A 16,139-nucleotide genomic window follows, 5' to 3' on the forward strand; every position below is an offset into this window, starting at 1 on the left:
TTATCCTTCAGGCCATGCGACGGCCCTTCTTCTGGCGCCCGGCTCCTGCCCCTGCGCCTGAAGCCTCCCAAATCTCAGATTCCACCTTTGAAACCACCGTGGTGGTGGAGCCTCCCTGCCCGCCTGACAGCGAGCAGGCACCACCGGCCGCAGAAGCCGCGACGGACGCCAAAGAAGCGGCCGCCGCCATCGGCCACGTGGGCCGCTACACCCTGCAAAGCGTGCTGGGCGAAGGCGGTTTGGGCACCGTGTATGGCGCCTGGGACCCGCTGCTCTCGCGGGCCGTTGCGGTCAAGACCTTGCATCGTGGCGCCAGTCTGTCGCAAGACTCCACCATGCGCATCCTGCATGAGGCACGTGCAGCAGCCCGCTTGAGCCACCCACACATCGTGACGGTGTTTGATGCAGGCACCTCAGAGCGTGGTGTCTACATTGCCATGGAGCCGCTGCAAGGACAAGACCTGCGCCAAGCCCTGCGCGACGGCTGGCGCCCGACGCCCACCGAGGCGGCGGGCCTGGTCCGCAAAGTGGCGGACGCTTTGGAGTACGCCCACAACAAGGGTGTCATCCATTGCGACATCAAGCCCGCCAACATCTTTTTGGTCAGCCGCAAACACCCCAAAGTCTTGGACTTCGGCATTGCGCGTCTGAGCCATGGCAGCCGCATGGCCGTGGACATGCCTGTCACGGGCTCGCCCTTTTATTTGGCGCCTGAGCAACTGCGCGGCGAGCACATTGACCGGCGCTGTGACGTCTACGCCTTAGGGGTGGTGCTGTTTGAAATGCTGACGGCTCAGCGGCCCTTTGTGGGCGACAGCATGGAGGCCATCAGCCAAGCCGTCTTGAACGCCCCAACGCCGCAGGCGCGCAGCATTGACAGCAAAGTGCCGCCCAATCTGTCGGCCTTGATTGCCAAAGCCATGGCCCGCAATCCAGCGGACCGGCCCGAATCCGCGCGTCAGTTTTCACAAGCCCTGCGCCGCTGGCTCGAGTCATCCGAAGCGGACGCCGTCCGCCGCAAGCAGCTCAGCCCCAGGAGGTGGGCGATGTTGGGCGGCGCCTCGCTGCTCGCGGCGCTGAGCACGGCCTGGCTGCAGAATCATTGGTCGCATGCCGAAGAGTCTCCTGCGGCCAACAGCCCTAGCTTGCAGCCTCCACCGACAGCCATGAGTTCGGGCCCCGATGCCCAAACCCCGGCGCTGACACCCCCCGCAGGCGCCAGCAGTCCGTCCATCACGTCCCCCGCTGTGGCAACACAGGAGCAAGCAGACGCCAGCACAGCAGAGCCTAAAGCGCAGGTCGTGGCTTCTTCTGCCCCTGCCCCTGCCCCTGCGCCAGCGCCAGCGCCACGCAAACCGCCCACGGTGCCGGCGGCAAACAAGCGCAGCACGGAGCCCAGCACCAAAGTCGTGGAAAAGCCCGTCGCGCCCGCAGCGATGGGCACCCTTCGCCTCGCGGTCAGCCCCTGGGGTCAGGTTGAGATCGATGGCCGCGCCGTCGGGACGACACCGCCCTTAACCCAGATTCAACTGCCCGTTGGCACCCACACGGTCACCATTCGAAATGGTGATCTGCCCGCCTACACCACCTCGGTCACCGTCCATGAAGAGACCGGCGCCCGAGTGCAACACCGCTTCAATCAGTGATGACGTCGTCTTATTCAGGGGCTCCAGCGATGCGGCCGCTTTCCGCTTGGGCGGTGATCTGCCTTGCCGCCGCGCTGTCCGCCTGTACCACCCCTCAAACCAGTGTGGTCGAAGCCAGCAGCCGGCCCGCAGAGCGCGCCCTGCTTGATGGGCTGCGCGCTTATGACGAAGCCCGCTATGCAGATGCCGAACGCCTGCTGAACTACAGCCTGGGTCAAGGCTTGGGCAGCCCGGCAGACCAAGCCGCGGCACGCAAAACGCTGGCCTTTATTTATTGCACAAGCAATCGGGTCTCAGCCTGCGAACAGTCCTTCAGAGCTGCGCGAGCCGCCGACCCTCGTTTCGCACTGAGCAAGGCAGAAGCGGGCCATCCTTTGTGGGGCCCGGTTTACCAAAACTCACGTCGCTGAAGCCGGGTGAGCAAGAGGCACTCGCGTATCATCGCGAGCGGCATGACTGACTCTGTACCTCCCGCCTTGAACACCCCACCCGGGCCGCCCAGCACCCCTGCCGCCCGCAGGCCCGGACAAGAGCAAACGCGACCGCCCGACGCCGGCCCTGAAGCGGCGGTGTTCCACCACAGTGTCCGGGTCTACTGGGAGGACACCGACGCCGGCGGGATCGTGTTCTATGCCAACTACCTCAAGTTTTTCGAGCGCGCACGCACGGAGTGGCTGCGTGCGCTAGGCTTTGAGCAGCAGAGGTTGGTGGACGACACGGGCGCCATCTTTGTCGTGGCGGATGCTCAGATTCGCTATCTGCGCTCAGCCCGCCTGGATGACGCGCTGGACATCAGTGTCCAAGTTCAAGAGTTGACCCCCACCACCATGCGGATCTTCCAGCAAGCCCGCTGCAGCGGCGTCTTGCTGTGCGAGGCCACCATTCGAATTGCCTGCGTGCAGCGCGAGCGCATGCGCCCTTGCCGTATTCCCGCCCCCATTCTTCAAGCCATTCGCCCATGAACCAGGATCTGTCGATTGTTTCCCTCATCATGCATGCCAGCTGGGTCGTCCAGTTGGTCATCGCGGGGCTCTTGCTGATGTCTTTGGCGAGCTGGGCTGTCATCTTCGGCAAGCTGATTGGGATCTCACGCATTCGGGGCCAAAACGAGAGCTTTGAGCAGGAGTTCTGGTCGGGCAAAAATTTATCGGACCTCTACAAGACCGCCAGCAACAAGGTCGACTCCGCGCCCATGGAACGGCTGTTCGCCAGCGGCATGCGCGAGTTCTTAAAGCTGCGTGACCGCCAACTTGATGCCGGCTCCCAACTCGACGGCGCGCGCCGTGCCATGCGGGCCAGCCTGCAGCGCGAGCTCGACACCATGGAAGGCAATATTGGCTTCTTGGCCTCTGTCGGCTCGGTCAGTCCCTATGTGGGCCTGTTCGGCACGGTCTGGGGGATCATGCATGCCTTTGTGGGCCTCTCCAACTTGCAGCAGGTCACCTTGTCGACCGTGGCCCCCGGCATTGCAGAAGCCTTGGTGGCCACAGCCATTGGTCTGTTTGCGGCGATTCCCGCCGTGGTCGCCTACAACCGTTTCTCGCGTGACATAGACCGCATCGCGATTCAGTTGGAATCCTTCATGGATGAGTTCTCCAACATCTTGCAGCGCAATGTGGGCAATGCCGCCGGCACGGCCCCGATGCGCTAAAGCGAGACCCCCAACATGCCCGCAGTTGCATCCCGAGGTCGAGGCCGCCGGCGCGCGATGAGTGAGATCAATATGGTCCCCTTCATCGATGTGATGCTGGTGCTGCTCATCATCTTCATGGTCAGCGCACCGCTGATCACCACCGGCGTCGTAGACCTGCCCTCCATGGGTAAATCCAAGCAGCGTCCGCAAAGCGTCATCGAGGTCATCATCGGCCCCGATGAGAAGCTCAAGATTCGCGTTGACAAGGCCGAGCCCAGCGCCATCAACGCCGCTCAACTCGCCGCCAAGGTCAAAGACTCACAAGCGGGAAACGCGGAGGTGCCCGTCATCATTTCAGCCGACAAACAAGTCCGGTATGAGAGCGTTGTCAAAGTCATGGACACCTTGCAGCGTGCTGGCGTGTTGCGGGTTGGCCTGGCCGTGCGCCAAGGAAGCTGAGGGCCATGCACCCGGCCTTACGACACTCCGCCATTCCCTTAGACGCTTTGCACCCACCGAAAGCGGATGGGACTGGCGCTGGTGTCGCGCTGTCCATCGTGGTCCATATCGGTTTGGTCACTGCGCTCACCCTGGGTGTGCAGTGGCGCAGCCAGTCGGATGAGGGCGTAGAAGCTGAGTTGTGGGCCAGCGTGCCTCAATTGGCAGCACCGCCGGCTGAAGCGCCGCCACCCCAGCAGCCTGCTGAGGCCCCTGCTCCGCCACCACCGCAGCCCACCAAGGCCAGCCCACCGCCACCCCCCCCACAGGCCGCGCAGCGCGACGCTGACATTGCGCTGGAGCAGGCCAAGAAGGCCAAGCTGGAGAAGCAGCGCCAGGCCGAGGCAGAAAAGCGCGCCGAGGCCAAAAAACAAGCTGAACAAGACAAGCTGGAAAAGGCCAAGGAAGACAAAGCCCGCAAGGACAAGGCCGACAAGGAGCAAGCAGCCAAGGACAAGGCCGAGCAAGACCGCAAGGAGAAGCTCGCCGCCAAAGAAAAGGCCAAAGCCGAGGCCGCCGCAGAGGCAGCCGAAGAAGCAGCGCGCGAAAAGGCCCGGCAGGCCCATTTGCAGCGCATGAAGGAGCAACTCTCGGGGAGTGGAGGCCCGCAAAGTACGGGCACCGCCGCGAAGAGTGCGGGCCCGTCAGCAGGCTACGCTGGACGCATCAAAGCTCGCATTCGACCCAATATCCGGCTGTTGGACCCGATCAGCGGCAACCCTGAGGCGACCGTGGAGGTCAAGGTCACACCAGACGGCACCATCATCGGACGTCGCCTGATGAAACCCAGCGGTGACAAGGCCTGGGATGAGGCCGTGCTCAGGGCCATTGATAGAACCGAACGCCTACCCCGCGACACCGATGGGAGTATCCCTCCGGTGTTCGAAATCAAATTCACCCCACAAGACTAGGATCTGTTGACATACAAATCCTAGGCGCCACCCCAGTGCTCACGCACTGGGGGCGTGGCGGCTCAGGTACGGCTCTTGTAGGTGGCGCGCAGCACGCGCATCAGTGCCTTTTTGTCCGGGTCTGGTGCGCCGCTGGCCACGCGCTTCTCAATGGCTTTATCCAACGCGCCTTCTAGGCCGTGGCGTGCCGTAGACCAACTCGATTGCGCAGGCTTGCCTTCCGGTGAGGTCCAGGACGCCACCACATACAGCACGGCGGATTCCGAAAACTCTTCCCACACGAAACGGATACCCGCGGCGGGTGTGGAGCTGCGGACATTCGGCTGCCCTTTGGGCGCCCCGCCGCGGCCCTGGCCCACAATCAAGCCTTGGGCTTTGGCTTCTTCCATGGCGGCGCGCAAGGCTTTGCGCGGGCCACCATACTTATTGACGGAGAAAGACTTGGTTTCCCCAGGCCCTCCGCGGCCGCGGCGAAGTTGGTAGGACACCACCTCCCCCGAGTAGCGAAGCGCCACCACATGGGCGCGCCCAGGGGTCTTTTGACTCGTGCTCTGGCTCATGAGAACCTTCCTTTACGGTGTTCGACAGCGATTCGGAGAATCTACAGCGCGACATCATGGACGTAAGGTTACATGAAGCTTAGAAATACCCCCCAAATGAGTCGCTCAATCATCCTAACGTGTTGCTGACAAGCACAGTTTGACGCCAAGGACAAACCCACACCCTGAAAGCAAAAAAGCCTGATTTCTGGAGAAATCAGGCTTTTGACGCTAACGCGAATTGGGTGGGGTGGCTAATGGGACTCGAACCCACGACAACCAGAATCACAATCTGGGACTCTACCAACTGAGCTATAGCCACCACTGGAGAAGCAGGCATTATAGCCTGTCTTTTAGACGATTTTGATCAGCCCCCTGCAGAAGGTGCTGATGCAGCGGCTGCGGTGCTGCCGGCCGCTGTGATCTTGACCTTCATGCGGCGCTTGAGCGCCTCATAGTAAGCCGCCTCTTCCGCCTTGGCCAAAGCCTGCGCGACATAGGGCTTGGCGCGCTCGTTGTCCGGATCGGCGGCTTCACGCGGCACCAGCTTGGTCACCTTAACGACCGCATAGCCTTGGTTGCCCAAATCCACGCCCACCACGGCCGGGCCCTTGCTGATGTCGGCCTTCAAAACGGCCTCAATCACCTGGCGCGGCTGGTTCTGAGCCTGGGTGCGCGAGACCGTCTGCGGCGCAGACAAGACCTCATTGGCATTGGCCTTGACCGCTGCCAAGCGAGCTTCGCCATCCTTGGCGGCAGCCTTGGTGGCCTGCTCGACCCGGACCCGCTCTTGAACTTGCGCCTTCACTTCCGCCAGGGGCAACACACGCTCGGGCTTGTGCTCCACGATGCGGGCCGACACCAACTGGTTAGGCGCAGTCTCAACCGCCTCGGTATTGCGCTTGTTCTTGATGGACTCCGCCGAGAAGATCGCATCCAGCAGCTTTTGCGAGGCCAGGGGGCCTGCAGCGCCCGGCGTGGGCGACTTACGCACCACGGCCTGCGACTTCACCAGCTTGTACTTGTCGATCACCGGCTGCAGGCTGTCCGACTGCTCATATACCGTGTTGGTAAAGGCTTCGGCTTCCTTCAGATAGGCTTCCTTCGCCTTCTGTGTGGTCACTTCAGCCACGATCTCCGCCTTCACGGCCTCAAAGGGCTTCACATCGCCGCCGCGACGACCGGTCAGGCGGATGATGTGATAGCCGAACTCAGACTCGACCACATTGCTGATCTCATCGACCTTCAAGGCGAACGCGGCATCCTCGAAAGGCTTGGTCATTGCATTGCGGCCGAAGTAATCCAGGTCACCGCCATTGGGGGCAGAGCCTGGGTCTTGCGAGTTCTTCTTGGCCACCTCAGCGAAGCTGCCCGGCGCCTTGCGCACTTCCGCCAGCAGTGACTCAGCCTTGGCCTTCGCAGCCGCCTTCTCTTCGGGCTTGGCGTCCTTGTCCGCGGCAATCAAGATGTGGCTGGCACGACGCTCTTCAGGGGTGGTGTAGCGCCCCGCCTTCTTGTTGTTTTCGTAATAGTCCAGCAGATCCGCATCGTTCAAGGTGACCTGCTTCTTCAGCACCTCCAAATCCAGCACCGTGTACTCAATGCTGGCTTCCTCGGCCGAACGGAACTCCGCACTGTGAGCCTTGTAGAAGGCCTCAATGTCGGCGTCGGTGGGCTGCACCTTGGCCATGTAGTCCTGCATATTGAAGCGCTGAATCTGCACCTCTCGACGCTCCAACATCGCATCCAGCGCCGTGCCGGTGACCACCGCACCAACGATCTGCGAGCCTGTCACACCTTGCGTCACCTGACGCAAGGTCATGTCACGCCGCACTGCGGCTTCAAAGCTGGCCGGCGTATAGCCTTGTTGAGCCAACATGTCGCCGTAGGCCTTGGTATCGAACTTGCCATCTGCTCCGCGCAGCTTGGCGAGCTCAGGCATGCGCTGCAGTTCCGCAGCCAGGCGCTCGTCACTCACCAACAAATGAGACTTGGCAGCCGCCGTGGCCAACACGCGCTCACGCACCAAACCATCCAAAGTGCTGCGCTTCATCTCCGGCGTGTCGAACATCTTCACGTCAACATTGGGCATCTGTTGACGGATGCGCTCAATCTGCTGGCGATGCGCTGCTTCCAACTCGGATTGCTTGATCTCGCCACCCGCAATCTCCGCCACTGTCTGATTGGAAGCATCCATGAAGGAGGAATAGCCCTGCACACCGAAAAAGACGAAGGAAGGGAAGATCAGCAGCACCAGAAGGAACTGCAACCAACGTTTGTGATCGCGAACAAAATCGAACATGTGTCAGCCTTGTAGGGAGGGCAGTCGCGCAAGCGCCAGATGCAACAAAGGCGAACCGGGGTTCGCCTTGAGGAGGGTCAGTATGCGAGGTTTCGGATTCTAATCAAAGCTTTGATCACTGACCTCAGGAGCGTGGCGGTGACGGGTGCCGAGAGGGCAAACCCCAGCACAACTGGGTCAGCGAGTCCGCGCACCGACCTATCACCTTGATCTTTGACTTCTTCAGCCCGTTGGGAGCGCCCAAGCACTGAGCGACTGCGGGTGCAGACGCTTTCGAGATTGAGATACCGCGAGGTGTATCAGTTTGGCGCATGCACTGACAGGTGTCTCCAGATCGGCCCGTTGAAAGCGGCAAACAGCGCTGATCAAGGGGTATTTTTGATTCCTTGAGCGTTAGCAGCCTGCCCACACAATCCTTGGGCGGCTGGCTGAGTGCTGGGATGCCCTCGCTCCGCGGGCAGGTTCAAGCCAGGCCGCAAGGAGTCCTGATGATCCCCGCCCTGAATACACTGCGTGCTCGACTGGTGGCCACCACCGGCGCCTTGGTGCTTCTGAGCCTGCTGACGCTGGTCAGCTACAACCACGTCGCTGCCCGCAGCTCCGCCCTCTCCGACCTGGAGGCCCACACCCGCTCACTGGCTCATTCACATGCGGTCAGTATCAGTGACTGGGTGGCCTCGAGGCGCGCTGTGGTGCAGTCGTTCACCGGGGCGATGAGCGACGCCGACCCGGTGCCGCGCCTTGCCCAGGCCGAGAAAGCGGGTGACTTCGACACCACCTATTTCGGCTTTGCCGACAAGCGCATCGCCTTCTCAAAGCCCCAGCAACTGCCCGAGGGCTATGACCCCACCAGTCGTCCCTGGTACACCCAAGCTGCGGCAGGCCAGGCCGTGGTGCTGACTGAGCCCTACGTCGACGCCAGCACGAAGAAGCTGGTCATCACTTTTGCCACAGCCATTCGTGAGGGCGGCGCAGTCAAGGCCGTGGCCGCCGGTGATGTGTTCATGGACGGCGTCTCGAAGAACATTGCCTCCATCCGACCGACCCCCTCCAGCTTCGGCTTCGTCGTGAGCAAAGACGGCAAGGTCATGGTTCATGAGCAAGTGGAACGCGTCCTTAAGCCTGCCACCGACATGTCGGCCGACCTCAACTTGGCCCTGCTGGCGCAGGCCGGTACTCGTTTGAGCGAGTTCAACATGGCCGGCCGGGAGATGCTGATGACGACGCAGGCCATTGAAGGCACACCGTGGACCTTGGTGGTCGCACTGGACAAAGCAGAGGCACTGGCCGGCGTGTCGGCCATGCTATGGCAGTCGCTGCTGGGCAGCGCTGCGCTGGCCCTGGTGTCGCTGCTGGCAGTGGGGGGCCTGCTGGCCTCACGCTTGAAGGGCCTGGCCACCTTGCGCGACGCCATGCGCGAGGTGGCCCAAGGCGATGGCGACCTGACGCGCCGTCTCCAGGCTGATGGCAGCGATGAGCTCGCCGCCATCGGCCACCACTTCAACCAGTTTGTCGACAAGATCCAGCACACGCTGGTCGAGATCCGTGCCACCAGTGAATCGGTACGCATCGCCACCGAGGAAATTGCCACCGGCAACCAGGATCTCTCGACCCGTACCGAACACACCGCCTCGAGCCTGCAGGAAACCGCCAGCTCGATGTCGCAGATGACAGGCCAGGTCGGCCACTCGGCCGAGACTGCTCGGCAGGCCAACCAACTAGCCTCCTCCGCTGCCGATGCAGCGCGCCGCGGTGGCGAAGTGGTCGACCAAGTGGTGGGCAGCATGGACCAGATCACTCATAGCTCCCGCAAGATCGCCGAAATCATCGGTGTGATTGATGGCATCGCCTTCCAGACCAATATCCTCGCGCTGAACGCAGCCGTAGAGGCCGCCCGCGCTGGAGAGCAGGGCCGAGGCTTTGCCGTGGTGGCCGCAGAGGTGCGCTCATTGGCTCAACGCTCGGCCACCGCCGCTCGGGAGATCAAGACACTGATCGACACCTCGGTGACCCATGTGGCCACTGGCGCCGAACAGGTCAACCGCACCGGCACGGTGATGCACGACATTGTGTCGAGCGTAAGACGAGTGGCCGACATGATCGGCGATATCGCCTCGGCCTCAGAGGAGCAGCGCGATGGCATTGCCCAGGTGAACGTGGCCGTGGCCCAGTTGGACCAAATGACTCAGCAGAACGCGGCTCTGGTGGAGGAAAGCGCTGCAGCAGCAGCGAGCCTGAAAGATCAGGCCACCCGACTGGCCAATGCCGTGGCGGCCTTTCGCATCGGCGAGAGCGGGGGCCCGCAGGGGGCCGCTTCGGGTGCCTCGCGCCTGGCTCGCATGGCACCAATGTTGATGTCCACCGTGCCAGGCGCGGTCAGCCGTGACCACACCTCAGCGTCGAAGCCCGCCATCAAAGCAATGCCATCACAGGCGCTCTCGACAGCCAACGCCGACCAGAACTGGGAAACCTTCTGAACGCCGTAGCCTGCAGCGTCGGCTGCCAGGCAGCCTCAGTCTTGGGCGCCAGCGTCTCGCCTCTCAGGGCTTGATGCGCCGGTCAAGCTCGGCCTGAGCGACCACAAGCGCAGCAGCGGCCAATTAACGACCCGCCACCCGTTGCGTTCGCAGGGTGTGGTGGTGGCCAATTCAAGCTCCTTCATTCCGGTGGAACGAACCGGGATCAAGACGATTGGCACAACTATGGAACTTTGGCGCTACGGCGTCGTTCCAGCGCCCGCAAACGGAAATCGACGGGGAAATCGACGGGATCGAACAGACAAAAAAAGTCCCTGAATATCAGGGACTTTCCGTGCAGTAGCAGTGGTGGGTGCTGAGGGGCTCGAACCCCCGACCTACGCCTTGTAAGGGCGCCGCTCTACCAACTGAGCTAAGCACCCACTGCGCAATCAGTTCAGTGCGTCCTTCAGGCCCTTGCCTGGACGGAACTTAGGCACCTTGGCCTTTTTGATCTTGATCGCTTCGCCCGTCTTGGGATTGCGGCCTGTACGGGCCGCACGAGTGGCGACGGCAAATGTACCAAAGCCAACGATCGACACGCTGCCGCCCTTCTTGAGGGTGGTCTTCACGCCGCCGATGATCGCTTCCAGAGCGCGCGCTGCGGCGGCCTTGGAGATGTCGGACTTCTGGGCGATGTGCTCGATCAGTTCAGATTTATTCACGAAGGTACCCCCTCTCAAATGACTCAAAAAATCGCGTGGTGGGCGTCAAGGCACTGCCCATGCAGCACCCGATCTGAAAGATGGTTCGCCCGGATGGGGCGAAAAAATCATTACAGCCGTCGCACCTGCCGGTGTCAAGCGCGGATGCGGATTCTATGCGCAGTCTGAGCCTGTTCTGCAGCAGGAAGGCAGGAGATTGTGCGGATCATCCTGGAAGTGTTTCGGCAATGGCACGACCCAGATCAATCGTTCCGGCTTTGCCGCCTAAATCAGGCGTACGTGGTGCCTCGGGGTCCGCCAGCACCGCCTCGATCGCAGCGACGATGGCGTCATGCGCTTGGGGGTACCCCAGAAACTGCAACATCATGGCGCCTGACCAGATCTGCCCAATGGGATTCGCGACACCCTGACCGGCAATGTCTGGCGCCGAGCCGTGGACGGGCTCAAACAACGACGGCCATTGCCGCGTGGGGTTGAGGTTGGCAGAAGGCGCAATGCCAATCGTCCCCGTGCAGGCCGGGCCCAGGTCGGAGAGGATGTCACCAAAGAGATTGCTGGCGACGACCACATCAAACTGCTGAGGACGGCGCACAAAGTGGGCGGTGAGGATGTCGATGTGGAACCGGTCCACCCTCACCTCAGGGTATTGGGGTGCCATGGCCGCCACACGCTCGTCCCAATACGGCATGGAGATGGCGATGCCATTGCTCTTGGTGGCCGAGGTCAGGTGGCGCTTGGGCCGCGATTGGGCCAGCTCAAAGGCGTACTTCAAGACCCGGTCGATGCCGTGGCGGGACATCACGGTCTCTTGGATCACGATCTCGCGCTCGGTGCCCTCATACATCCGGCCACCCAGACTGGTGTACTCGCCCTCGGTGTTTTCGCGCACGATCAGCATGTCGATCTCACCCGGTGCGACGCCAGCCAAAGGCGAGCGCACACCAGGCATCAGGCGGGCGGGGCGCAGGTTGATGTACTGGTCAAACTCACGCCGAAATTTGAGCAAGGAGCCCCACAAAGACACGTTATCAGGCACGGTGGCCGGCCACCCTACCGCCCCAAAGAAGATGGCGTCATAACGCGCCAGCGTGGCCTTCCAGTCCTTGGGCAGCATGTCACCGTGCTGCTGCCAGTAGGTGCAGCTGGCGAAGTCGAAGTGATCGAGCTGCAGCGAAATGCCAAAGCGGCGAGCGGTGGCCTCCAGGACCCTCAAGCCTTCCGGGACCACTTCGTGCCCGATGCCGTCGCCCGGAATGACCGCAATGCGGTGTGTCTTGTTCATTTCACAGCTCCAGATCGGCGGACCACCAAGGCCACGCCTGCCACAGTGAGCGCCGCCCCCATCAAGGACAGCGCGGTCAACGCCTCATCAAACAACAGCCAGGCCAACACGGCGGTGCAAGGCGGCACCAAGTACATCAGGCTGGTGACCTGCGTGGCCGCACCGCGCTGGATCAACCACACCAGCAGCGAGCTGCCGCCGATGGTCAAAACCAACACTGACCACGCCATGGCGCCCAGCAGTTGCGGCACCCAGTGCACGGGCTCGGTCTCCAAGAACGCCAAGGGTGCCGTCAGCAACAAGGCCCCGATGAGTTGCACCGTGTTGGCCGACCGCACATCGACGGCTTGCACAAAGTGTTTTTGATAGAGCGTGCCCACTGTGATGGAGGCCAGCGCGCCCAGCGCCAGCACGAGGTTGGTGGCAGAGATTTCTGGCGTGCCCACCTTGCCGCCCACCACCAGCACCAAGCCACCAAAGCCCAGCGCCAAGCCCAGCCACTGCCAGCGCCCAATTTGGCCGCGCCCACCTTGGGCAGACAACCAAATGGCCGTCAGCAGCGGTTGTAAACCGACGATGAGGGCGACGGCCCCCGCCGTGAGGCCCAGCTTGACGGCGGCCCATACACCGCCCAAATAGCCTCCATGCAGCAGCATGCCCGCCACCAGCAAATGCCGCCACTGCGCGGCGCCCTGAGGCCAAGCAACGCGGCTCAGCCGCACCCAGCCGCACAGCAGAATGATGGAGAAAACATAGCGCCAGGCCAGAAAGCTCATCGGCGGCGCATGCGGCATACCAAAGCGCGCCACCACAAAGCCGGTACTCCAGATCAGCACAAACACCGCAGGTGCCATGCTCACCCAAGGAGAGTCGACGGAGGTGGGGGAGCCAGCAGACTGCATGAGAGGGCGCCGTGCGACGCGCGCTCAACGCGCCTTGGCGCGGATCTCCGGCAAGGCCTTTTGCAGGTAATACACCATGGACCAAATGGTCAGCACCGCCGCAGCAATGATGAGCAAGGTGCCCCACAGCCGCGTATCGATCAGGCCGAACAAATTGCCGTTGTAGAGCAAGAAGGGAATCGCCACCATTTGCACCGAGGTCTTGAGCTTGCCCAGCATGTGCACCGCCACGCTGCGCGAAGCGCCGATCTGAGCCATCCATTCACGCAGCGCAGAGATGGCGATCTCACGGCCAATGATGATCAAGGCGATCAAAGCATCGACGCGGCCATGCTCCACCAGGATCAGCAAAGACGCACAGACCAAGAATTTATCCGCGACGGGGTCGAGAAAGGCGCCGAAGGCCGAGGTCTGGTTGAGCTTGCGCGCCAAGTAGCCATCGAGCCAATCGGTGAGTGCAAACACGACAAACATGACGGTCGCCAACAGATTGCGGGTGGCCATGTCCCAGCTTTCCATCCCATAGACGAACACGATGAGCGGGATCGCCGCAATACGCGCCCAAGTCAAGAGAGTGGGGATGGTGAAAAACATGCGCGCATTCTGCCCTTGAAACCGCCCACGCGACGTCACTGATCCAAGATCATCGGCTTGAAGCGCCGCGCATCGTCATAGAGAAAGGTCTCGCGGAACTTCCAGGGCTTGGGCAGGCGCCCCACATCGCCAAAGGGCGCGGCGCGGCGCACGGCCTCTTTGGCCAACTCCACCGTGTCTTTGGCTTGGGTGGGCACGCGCACCACCTCAATGCGGTCGATGCTGCCATCCGCCCTGACGGTGATGTCCAGCACGGGGATGGCCAACAGCGGATCAGGCGGGTCACTCAGATAGGTTTTATCGGGGTTGGCTGCCACCATGCGCTTGGCAGCACGCAGGCGGTACTCGTCCCACGTTTTCACCGGCCCTTGCAAGTTGGGCATCGCGGCTTGGGGCTCGACCTTGGCGCTGGGTGCGACAGGGGCTGCAGGCTTGGCTGGCGCTTGGGGCGCCCGGCTTGCACACCCGGACACCAAGGCCGTCACCCCAGCCGCCACCGCAGCAGAGACGACCATCACAGCACGGCCCAAAACAGTCTCAGCGAAGCGCACGATAAATCTCCTCTGCCAAATCTCTAGAAATGCCATCCACAGTGGCCAAGTCTTCCACACTGGCGGCCGCTACACCCCGCACACCGCCGAATCTTTGCAACAGCCGTGCACGTTTTTTGGGGCCCACACCCGGAATATCTTCCAGCCGGCTGCCACCCGTGCGCACGCTGGCCCGCTTGGCGCGCATGCCGGTGATGGCAAAGCGATGGGCCTCGTCGCGAATCTGTGCGACCAGCATCAGGGCGGCGGCGTCGGGCGGCAAGGTCAGCTTGTCTCGCCCATCGGCAAAGACCAGCTCTTCCAAACCCACTTTGCGGCCCTCGCCCTTCTCGACGCCGACCAAGAGGCTGAGCGGCAGGCCCAGTTCCTCAAACACCTCACGCGCCACCCCAATCTGGCCTTTGCCGCCATCGACCAAGACCACATCAGGCAAGCGCTGCTTGCCCCCGACGGGCGCCCCGCCCTGCTCGGCGGCCGCCTCACGCCAGGCTTGGGCCAAGCGGCTGTAGCGCCGAGTCAGCACCTGGCGCATGGCGGCATAGTCATCGCCACCCGTGATGCCTTCGATGTTGAAACGGCGGTACTCGGCATTGGCCATGCGGTGGTTCTCAAACACCACGCAAGACGCTTGTGTGGCCTCGCCCGCCGTGTGGCTGATGTCAAAGCACTCAATGCGAACTTGGTCGATGTCCTCCACCGCCAAGTCCAGCACCTCCACCAAAGCCCGCGTGCGCTCCCGCTGCGAGCCCTCTTCCGACAGCAAGCGCGCCAGTGCCAACTCGCAGCCGGTGATGGCCATGTCCAGCCAAGCACGGCGCTGCTCACGCGGCTGATGCTGGGCCTGGATCTTCACGCCCGTCTGCTCACTCAAGGCCTTGAGCAGTTCTTTGTTAACGGCATGGCTGGTCACCAACAAGGGCGGAGGCGCCCCTTGCAGATAGTGCTGGCCCATAAAGGCCTCAAGCACCTGCTGCTCGGCCAGTGCCAGGCTTTGAGCGGCGGTCAACTCGGGTGCGGCAGCCGGGTCATCAGTGGCCAACACGGCTTCAGCCAAGGCGGTGGCGTCCTCGACGTGGCTAGGGAAAAAGGCTCTGTCCCCCAAATGCCGGCCCCCACGCACCATGGCCAGGTTGACGCAGGCCCGCCCGCCCGCCAGCTTGACCGCCAGAATGTCCACGTCTCGGATGGCGGACGAGGCTGAGCTCTCCTCCACCGACTGCTGATGCTGCACCTTGGCCAGCAGCGAAATGCGGTTGCGCAGCTCGGCCGCTTTCTCAAAGGCCAGTACCTCCGCATGCGCCATCATTTGCGCCTGCAGCTCGTCCATCACCTGCTGCTGCTCACCCAGCAAAAAGCGCTCGGCATCCAAGACATCGCGCTGATAGTCCTCGTGCGAAATCAGACCCACGCACGGGCCAGAGCAGCGGCGGATTTGATACAGCAAGCAAGGCCGCGAGCGGTTGTTGAACACTGCGTCTTCACAAGTCCGCAGGCGAAACACCTTTTGGATGGTCTGGATCGCTTCGCGCACGGCCCAAGCATTGGGATAAGGCCCGAAGTAGCGATGCCGCCGGTCCACTGCGCCCCGGTAATAGGCCACCCGCGCAAAACGCGCAGCCGTGGGCGAGGCCTTGGCATCTTGGGCCCGCGTGCCAGTGAGCTTGATGTAGGGGTAGCTCTTGTCGTCCCGAAACAAGATGTTGAACTTAGGGTTCAGAGCCTTGATCAGGTTGTTTTCCAGCAGCAAGGCCTCGGCCTCGCTGCGCACCACCGTCGTTTCCATGCGGGCAATGCGCGCCACCATCAGGCCAATGCGCGTGCCGCCCAAGTCCTTTTGAAAGTAACTGGACACCCGCTTTTTCAAGCTCGCGGCCTTGCCCACATACAGCACCTGATCGGCGGTGTCGAAGTAGCGATAGACCCCCGGCAAGGCCGGCAAGGCGGCCACCTCGGCCAGGAGGCGCTCGCGCGTTGCTGCGTCGGGCAGGCTAGGCGCACTGGCTGCCGGCGCAGGGCTGGGCTCGGGGGCCGGCGTCTGGTCTGGGGGCGGAGTTTCCGTGGGGCTCATCGGGTGCGCATTGTGCCGCTTCGATAATGCCG

Annotated in this window: 15 protein-coding genes and 2 tRNA genes; 7 read left to right on the forward strand and 10 right to left on the reverse strand. The window is 62.4% G+C overall.

What is annotated here, in order from left to right; translation table 11 throughout:
* Positions 1–14 precede the first annotated feature (14 nt).
* From KAK11_RS20085 to tolA, 6 genes are read left to right on the forward strand one after another with little or no spacing between them, the layout of a single operon-like run.
* Positions 15–1,646: a serine/threonine-protein kinase gene (locus KAK11_RS20085; protein WP_210811263.1), complete on the forward strand. Its 1,632-nt coding sequence runs from the start codon at positions 15–17 to the stop codon at positions 1,644–1,646.
* A 29-nt stretch (positions 1,647–1,675) separates the two neighbouring features.
* Entirely contained in the window at positions 1,676–2,056 is a 381-nt protein-coding gene (locus tag KAK11_RS20090; RefSeq protein ID WP_246499180.1) for a TssQ family T6SS-associated lipoprotein, read from the forward strand.
* 42 nt (positions 2,057–2,098) lie between these two features.
* Entirely contained in the window at positions 2,099–2,608 is a 510-nt protein-coding gene (gene ybgC, locus KAK11_RS20095) for a tol-pal system-associated acyl-CoA thioesterase (protein ID WP_210811266.1), read from the forward strand.
* Positions 2,605–3,297: a protein TolQ gene (gene tolQ / locus KAK11_RS20100; RefSeq protein ID WP_210811267.1), complete on the forward strand. Its 693-nt coding sequence runs from the start codon at positions 2,605–2,607 to the stop codon at positions 3,295–3,297. Before ybgC ends, tolQ begins: the two co-directional genes overlap by 4 nt.
* A gap of 15 nt (positions 3,298–3,312) precedes the next feature.
* On the forward strand, positions 3,313–3,738 hold the full coding sequence (gene tolR / locus KAK11_RS20105; protein ID WP_210811269.1) for a protein TolR: 426 nt from the start codon (positions 3,313–3,315) through the stop codon (positions 3,736–3,738).
* Between the two features lie 5 nt (positions 3,739–3,743).
* Positions 3,744–4,688: a cell envelope integrity protein TolA gene (tolA, locus tag KAK11_RS20110; protein ID WP_210811270.1), complete on the forward strand. Its 945-nt coding sequence runs from the start codon at positions 3,744–3,746 to the stop codon at positions 4,686–4,688.
* 62 nt (positions 4,689–4,750) lie between these two features.
* Here the strand turns inward: tolA and KAK11_RS20115 are convergent, their stop codons facing one another.
* The 3 genes from KAK11_RS20115 to KAK11_RS20125 form a co-directional block, all read right to left on the reverse strand.
* A complete protein-coding gene (locus KAK11_RS20115) occupies positions 4,751–5,248 on the reverse strand; it encodes a hypothetical protein (protein WP_210811272.1) in 498 nt (165 codons plus the stop codon).
* Between the two features lie 225 nt (positions 5,249–5,473).
* Positions 5,474–5,549 (reverse strand) — tRNA-His (locus KAK11_RS20120).
* Positions 5,550–5,594: 45 nt separating this feature from the next.
* Positions 5,595–7,529 (reverse strand): SurA N-terminal domain-containing protein, encoded by a 1,935-nt coding sequence (locus KAK11_RS20125; RefSeq protein ID WP_210811273.1) that lies wholly within the window; start codon positions 7,527–7,529, stop codon positions 5,595–5,597.
* Between the two features lie 488 nt (positions 7,530–8,017).
* Here KAK11_RS20125 and KAK11_RS20130 point away from each other — a divergent pair, with 488 nt between their 5' ends.
* Positions 8,018–10,006 (forward strand): methyl-accepting chemotaxis protein, encoded by a 1,989-nt coding sequence (locus KAK11_RS20130; protein ID WP_246499181.1) that lies wholly within the window; start codon positions 8,018–8,020, stop codon positions 10,004–10,006.
* A 346-nt stretch (positions 10,007–10,352) separates the two neighbouring features.
* Here the strand turns inward: KAK11_RS20130 and KAK11_RS20135 are convergent.
* From KAK11_RS20135 to KAK11_RS20165, 7 genes are all read right to left on the reverse strand, one after another.
* Positions 10,353–10,428: transfer RNA gene (locus KAK11_RS20135), tRNA-Val, on the reverse strand.
* Positions 10,429–10,437: 9 nt separating this feature from the next.
* Complete coding sequence (locus KAK11_RS20140) at positions 10,438–10,710, reverse strand: HU family DNA-binding protein (protein ID WP_210811277.1); 273 nt, start codon at positions 10,708–10,710, stop codon at positions 10,438–10,440.
* A gap of 205 nt (positions 10,711–10,915) precedes the next feature.
* Complete coding sequence (locus KAK11_RS20145) at positions 10,916–11,992, reverse strand: tartrate dehydrogenase (RefSeq protein ID WP_210811278.1); 1,077 nt, start codon at positions 11,990–11,992, stop codon at positions 10,916–10,918.
* Complete coding sequence (locus KAK11_RS20150) at positions 11,989–12,894, reverse strand: DMT family transporter (RefSeq protein ID WP_210811279.1); 906 nt, start codon at positions 12,892–12,894, stop codon at positions 11,989–11,991. Before KAK11_RS20150 ends, KAK11_RS20145 begins: the two co-directional genes overlap by 4 nt.
* 24 nt (positions 12,895–12,918) lie before the next feature.
* Positions 12,919–13,488, reverse strand: coding sequence for a CDP-diacylglycerol--glycerol-3-phosphate 3-phosphatidyltransferase (gene pgsA, locus KAK11_RS20155; RefSeq protein WP_210811283.1), 570 nt, complete (start codon positions 13,486–13,488; stop codon positions 12,919–12,921).
* A 35-nt stretch (positions 13,489–13,523) separates the two neighbouring features.
* The gene (locus KAK11_RS20160; RefSeq protein WP_310737843.1) at positions 13,524–14,039 is read right to left on the reverse strand and encodes a hypothetical protein; all 516 of its coding nucleotides are present in this window, start codon (positions 14,037–14,039) and stop codon (positions 13,524–13,526) included.
* Positions 14,026–16,107 (reverse strand): excinuclease ABC subunit UvrC, encoded by a 2,082-nt coding sequence (locus tag KAK11_RS20165; protein ID WP_210811287.1) that lies wholly within the window; start codon positions 16,105–16,107, stop codon positions 14,026–14,028. The genes KAK11_RS20160 and KAK11_RS20165 overlap by 14 nt, the downstream gene beginning before the upstream one ends.
* Positions 16,108–16,139 lie beyond the last annotated feature (32 nt).

It is taken from the genome of Ideonella paludis, from assembly GCF_018069865.1.
GTDB classification, from domain to species: domain Bacteria; phylum Pseudomonadota; class Gammaproteobacteria; order Burkholderiales; family Burkholderiaceae_C; genus Ideonella; species Ideonella paludis.

Excerpts from the sequence above, each read along its gene's own strand:
- KAK11_RS20085 (WP_210811263.1), top strand. The coding sequence starts at position 15 with ATGCGACGGCCCTTCTTCTGGCGCCCGGCTCCTGCCCCTGCGCCTGAA.
- KAK11_RS20090 (WP_246499180.1), top strand. The coding sequence starts at position 1,676 with ATGCGGCCGCTTTCCGCTTGGGCGGTGATCTGCCTTGCCGCCGCGCTG.
- ybgC (WP_210811266.1), top strand. The coding sequence starts at position 2,099 with ATGACTGACTCTGTACCTCCCGCCTTGAACACCCCACCCGGGCCGCCC.
- tolQ (WP_210811267.1), top strand. The coding sequence starts at position 2,605 with ATGAACCAGGATCTGTCGATTGTTTCCCTCATCATGCATGCCAGCTGG.
- tolR (WP_210811269.1), top strand. The coding sequence starts at position 3,313 with ATGCCCGCAGTTGCATCCCGAGGTCGAGGCCGCCGGCGCGCGATGAGT.
- tolA (WP_210811270.1), top strand. The coding sequence starts at position 3,744 with ATGCACCCGGCCTTACGACACTCCGCCATTCCCTTAGACGCTTTGCAC.
- KAK11_RS20115 (WP_210811272.1), bottom strand. The coding sequence starts at position 5,248 with ATGAGCCAGAGCACGAGTCAAAAGACCCCTGGGCGCGCCCATGTGGTG.
- KAK11_RS20125 (WP_210811273.1), bottom strand. The coding sequence starts at position 7,529 with ATGTTCGATTTTGTTCGCGATCACAAACGTTGGTTGCAGTTCCTTCTG.
- KAK11_RS20130 (WP_246499181.1), top strand. The coding sequence starts at position 8,018 with ATGATCCCCGCCCTGAATACACTGCGTGCTCGACTGGTGGCCACCACC.
- KAK11_RS20145 (WP_210811278.1), bottom strand. The coding sequence starts at position 11,992 with ATGAACAAGACACACCGCATTGCGGTCATTCCGGGCGACGGCATCGGG.
- KAK11_RS20150 (WP_210811279.1), bottom strand. The coding sequence starts at position 12,894 with ATGCAGTCTGCTGGCTCCCCCACCTCCGTCGACTCTCCTTGGGTGAGC.
- pgsA (WP_210811283.1), bottom strand. The coding sequence starts at position 13,488 with ATGTTTTTCACCATCCCCACTCTCTTGACTTGGGCGCGTATTGCGGCG.
- KAK11_RS20165 (WP_210811287.1), bottom strand. The coding sequence starts at position 16,107 with ATGAGCCCCACGGAAACTCCGCCCCCAGACCAGACGCCGGCCCCCGAG.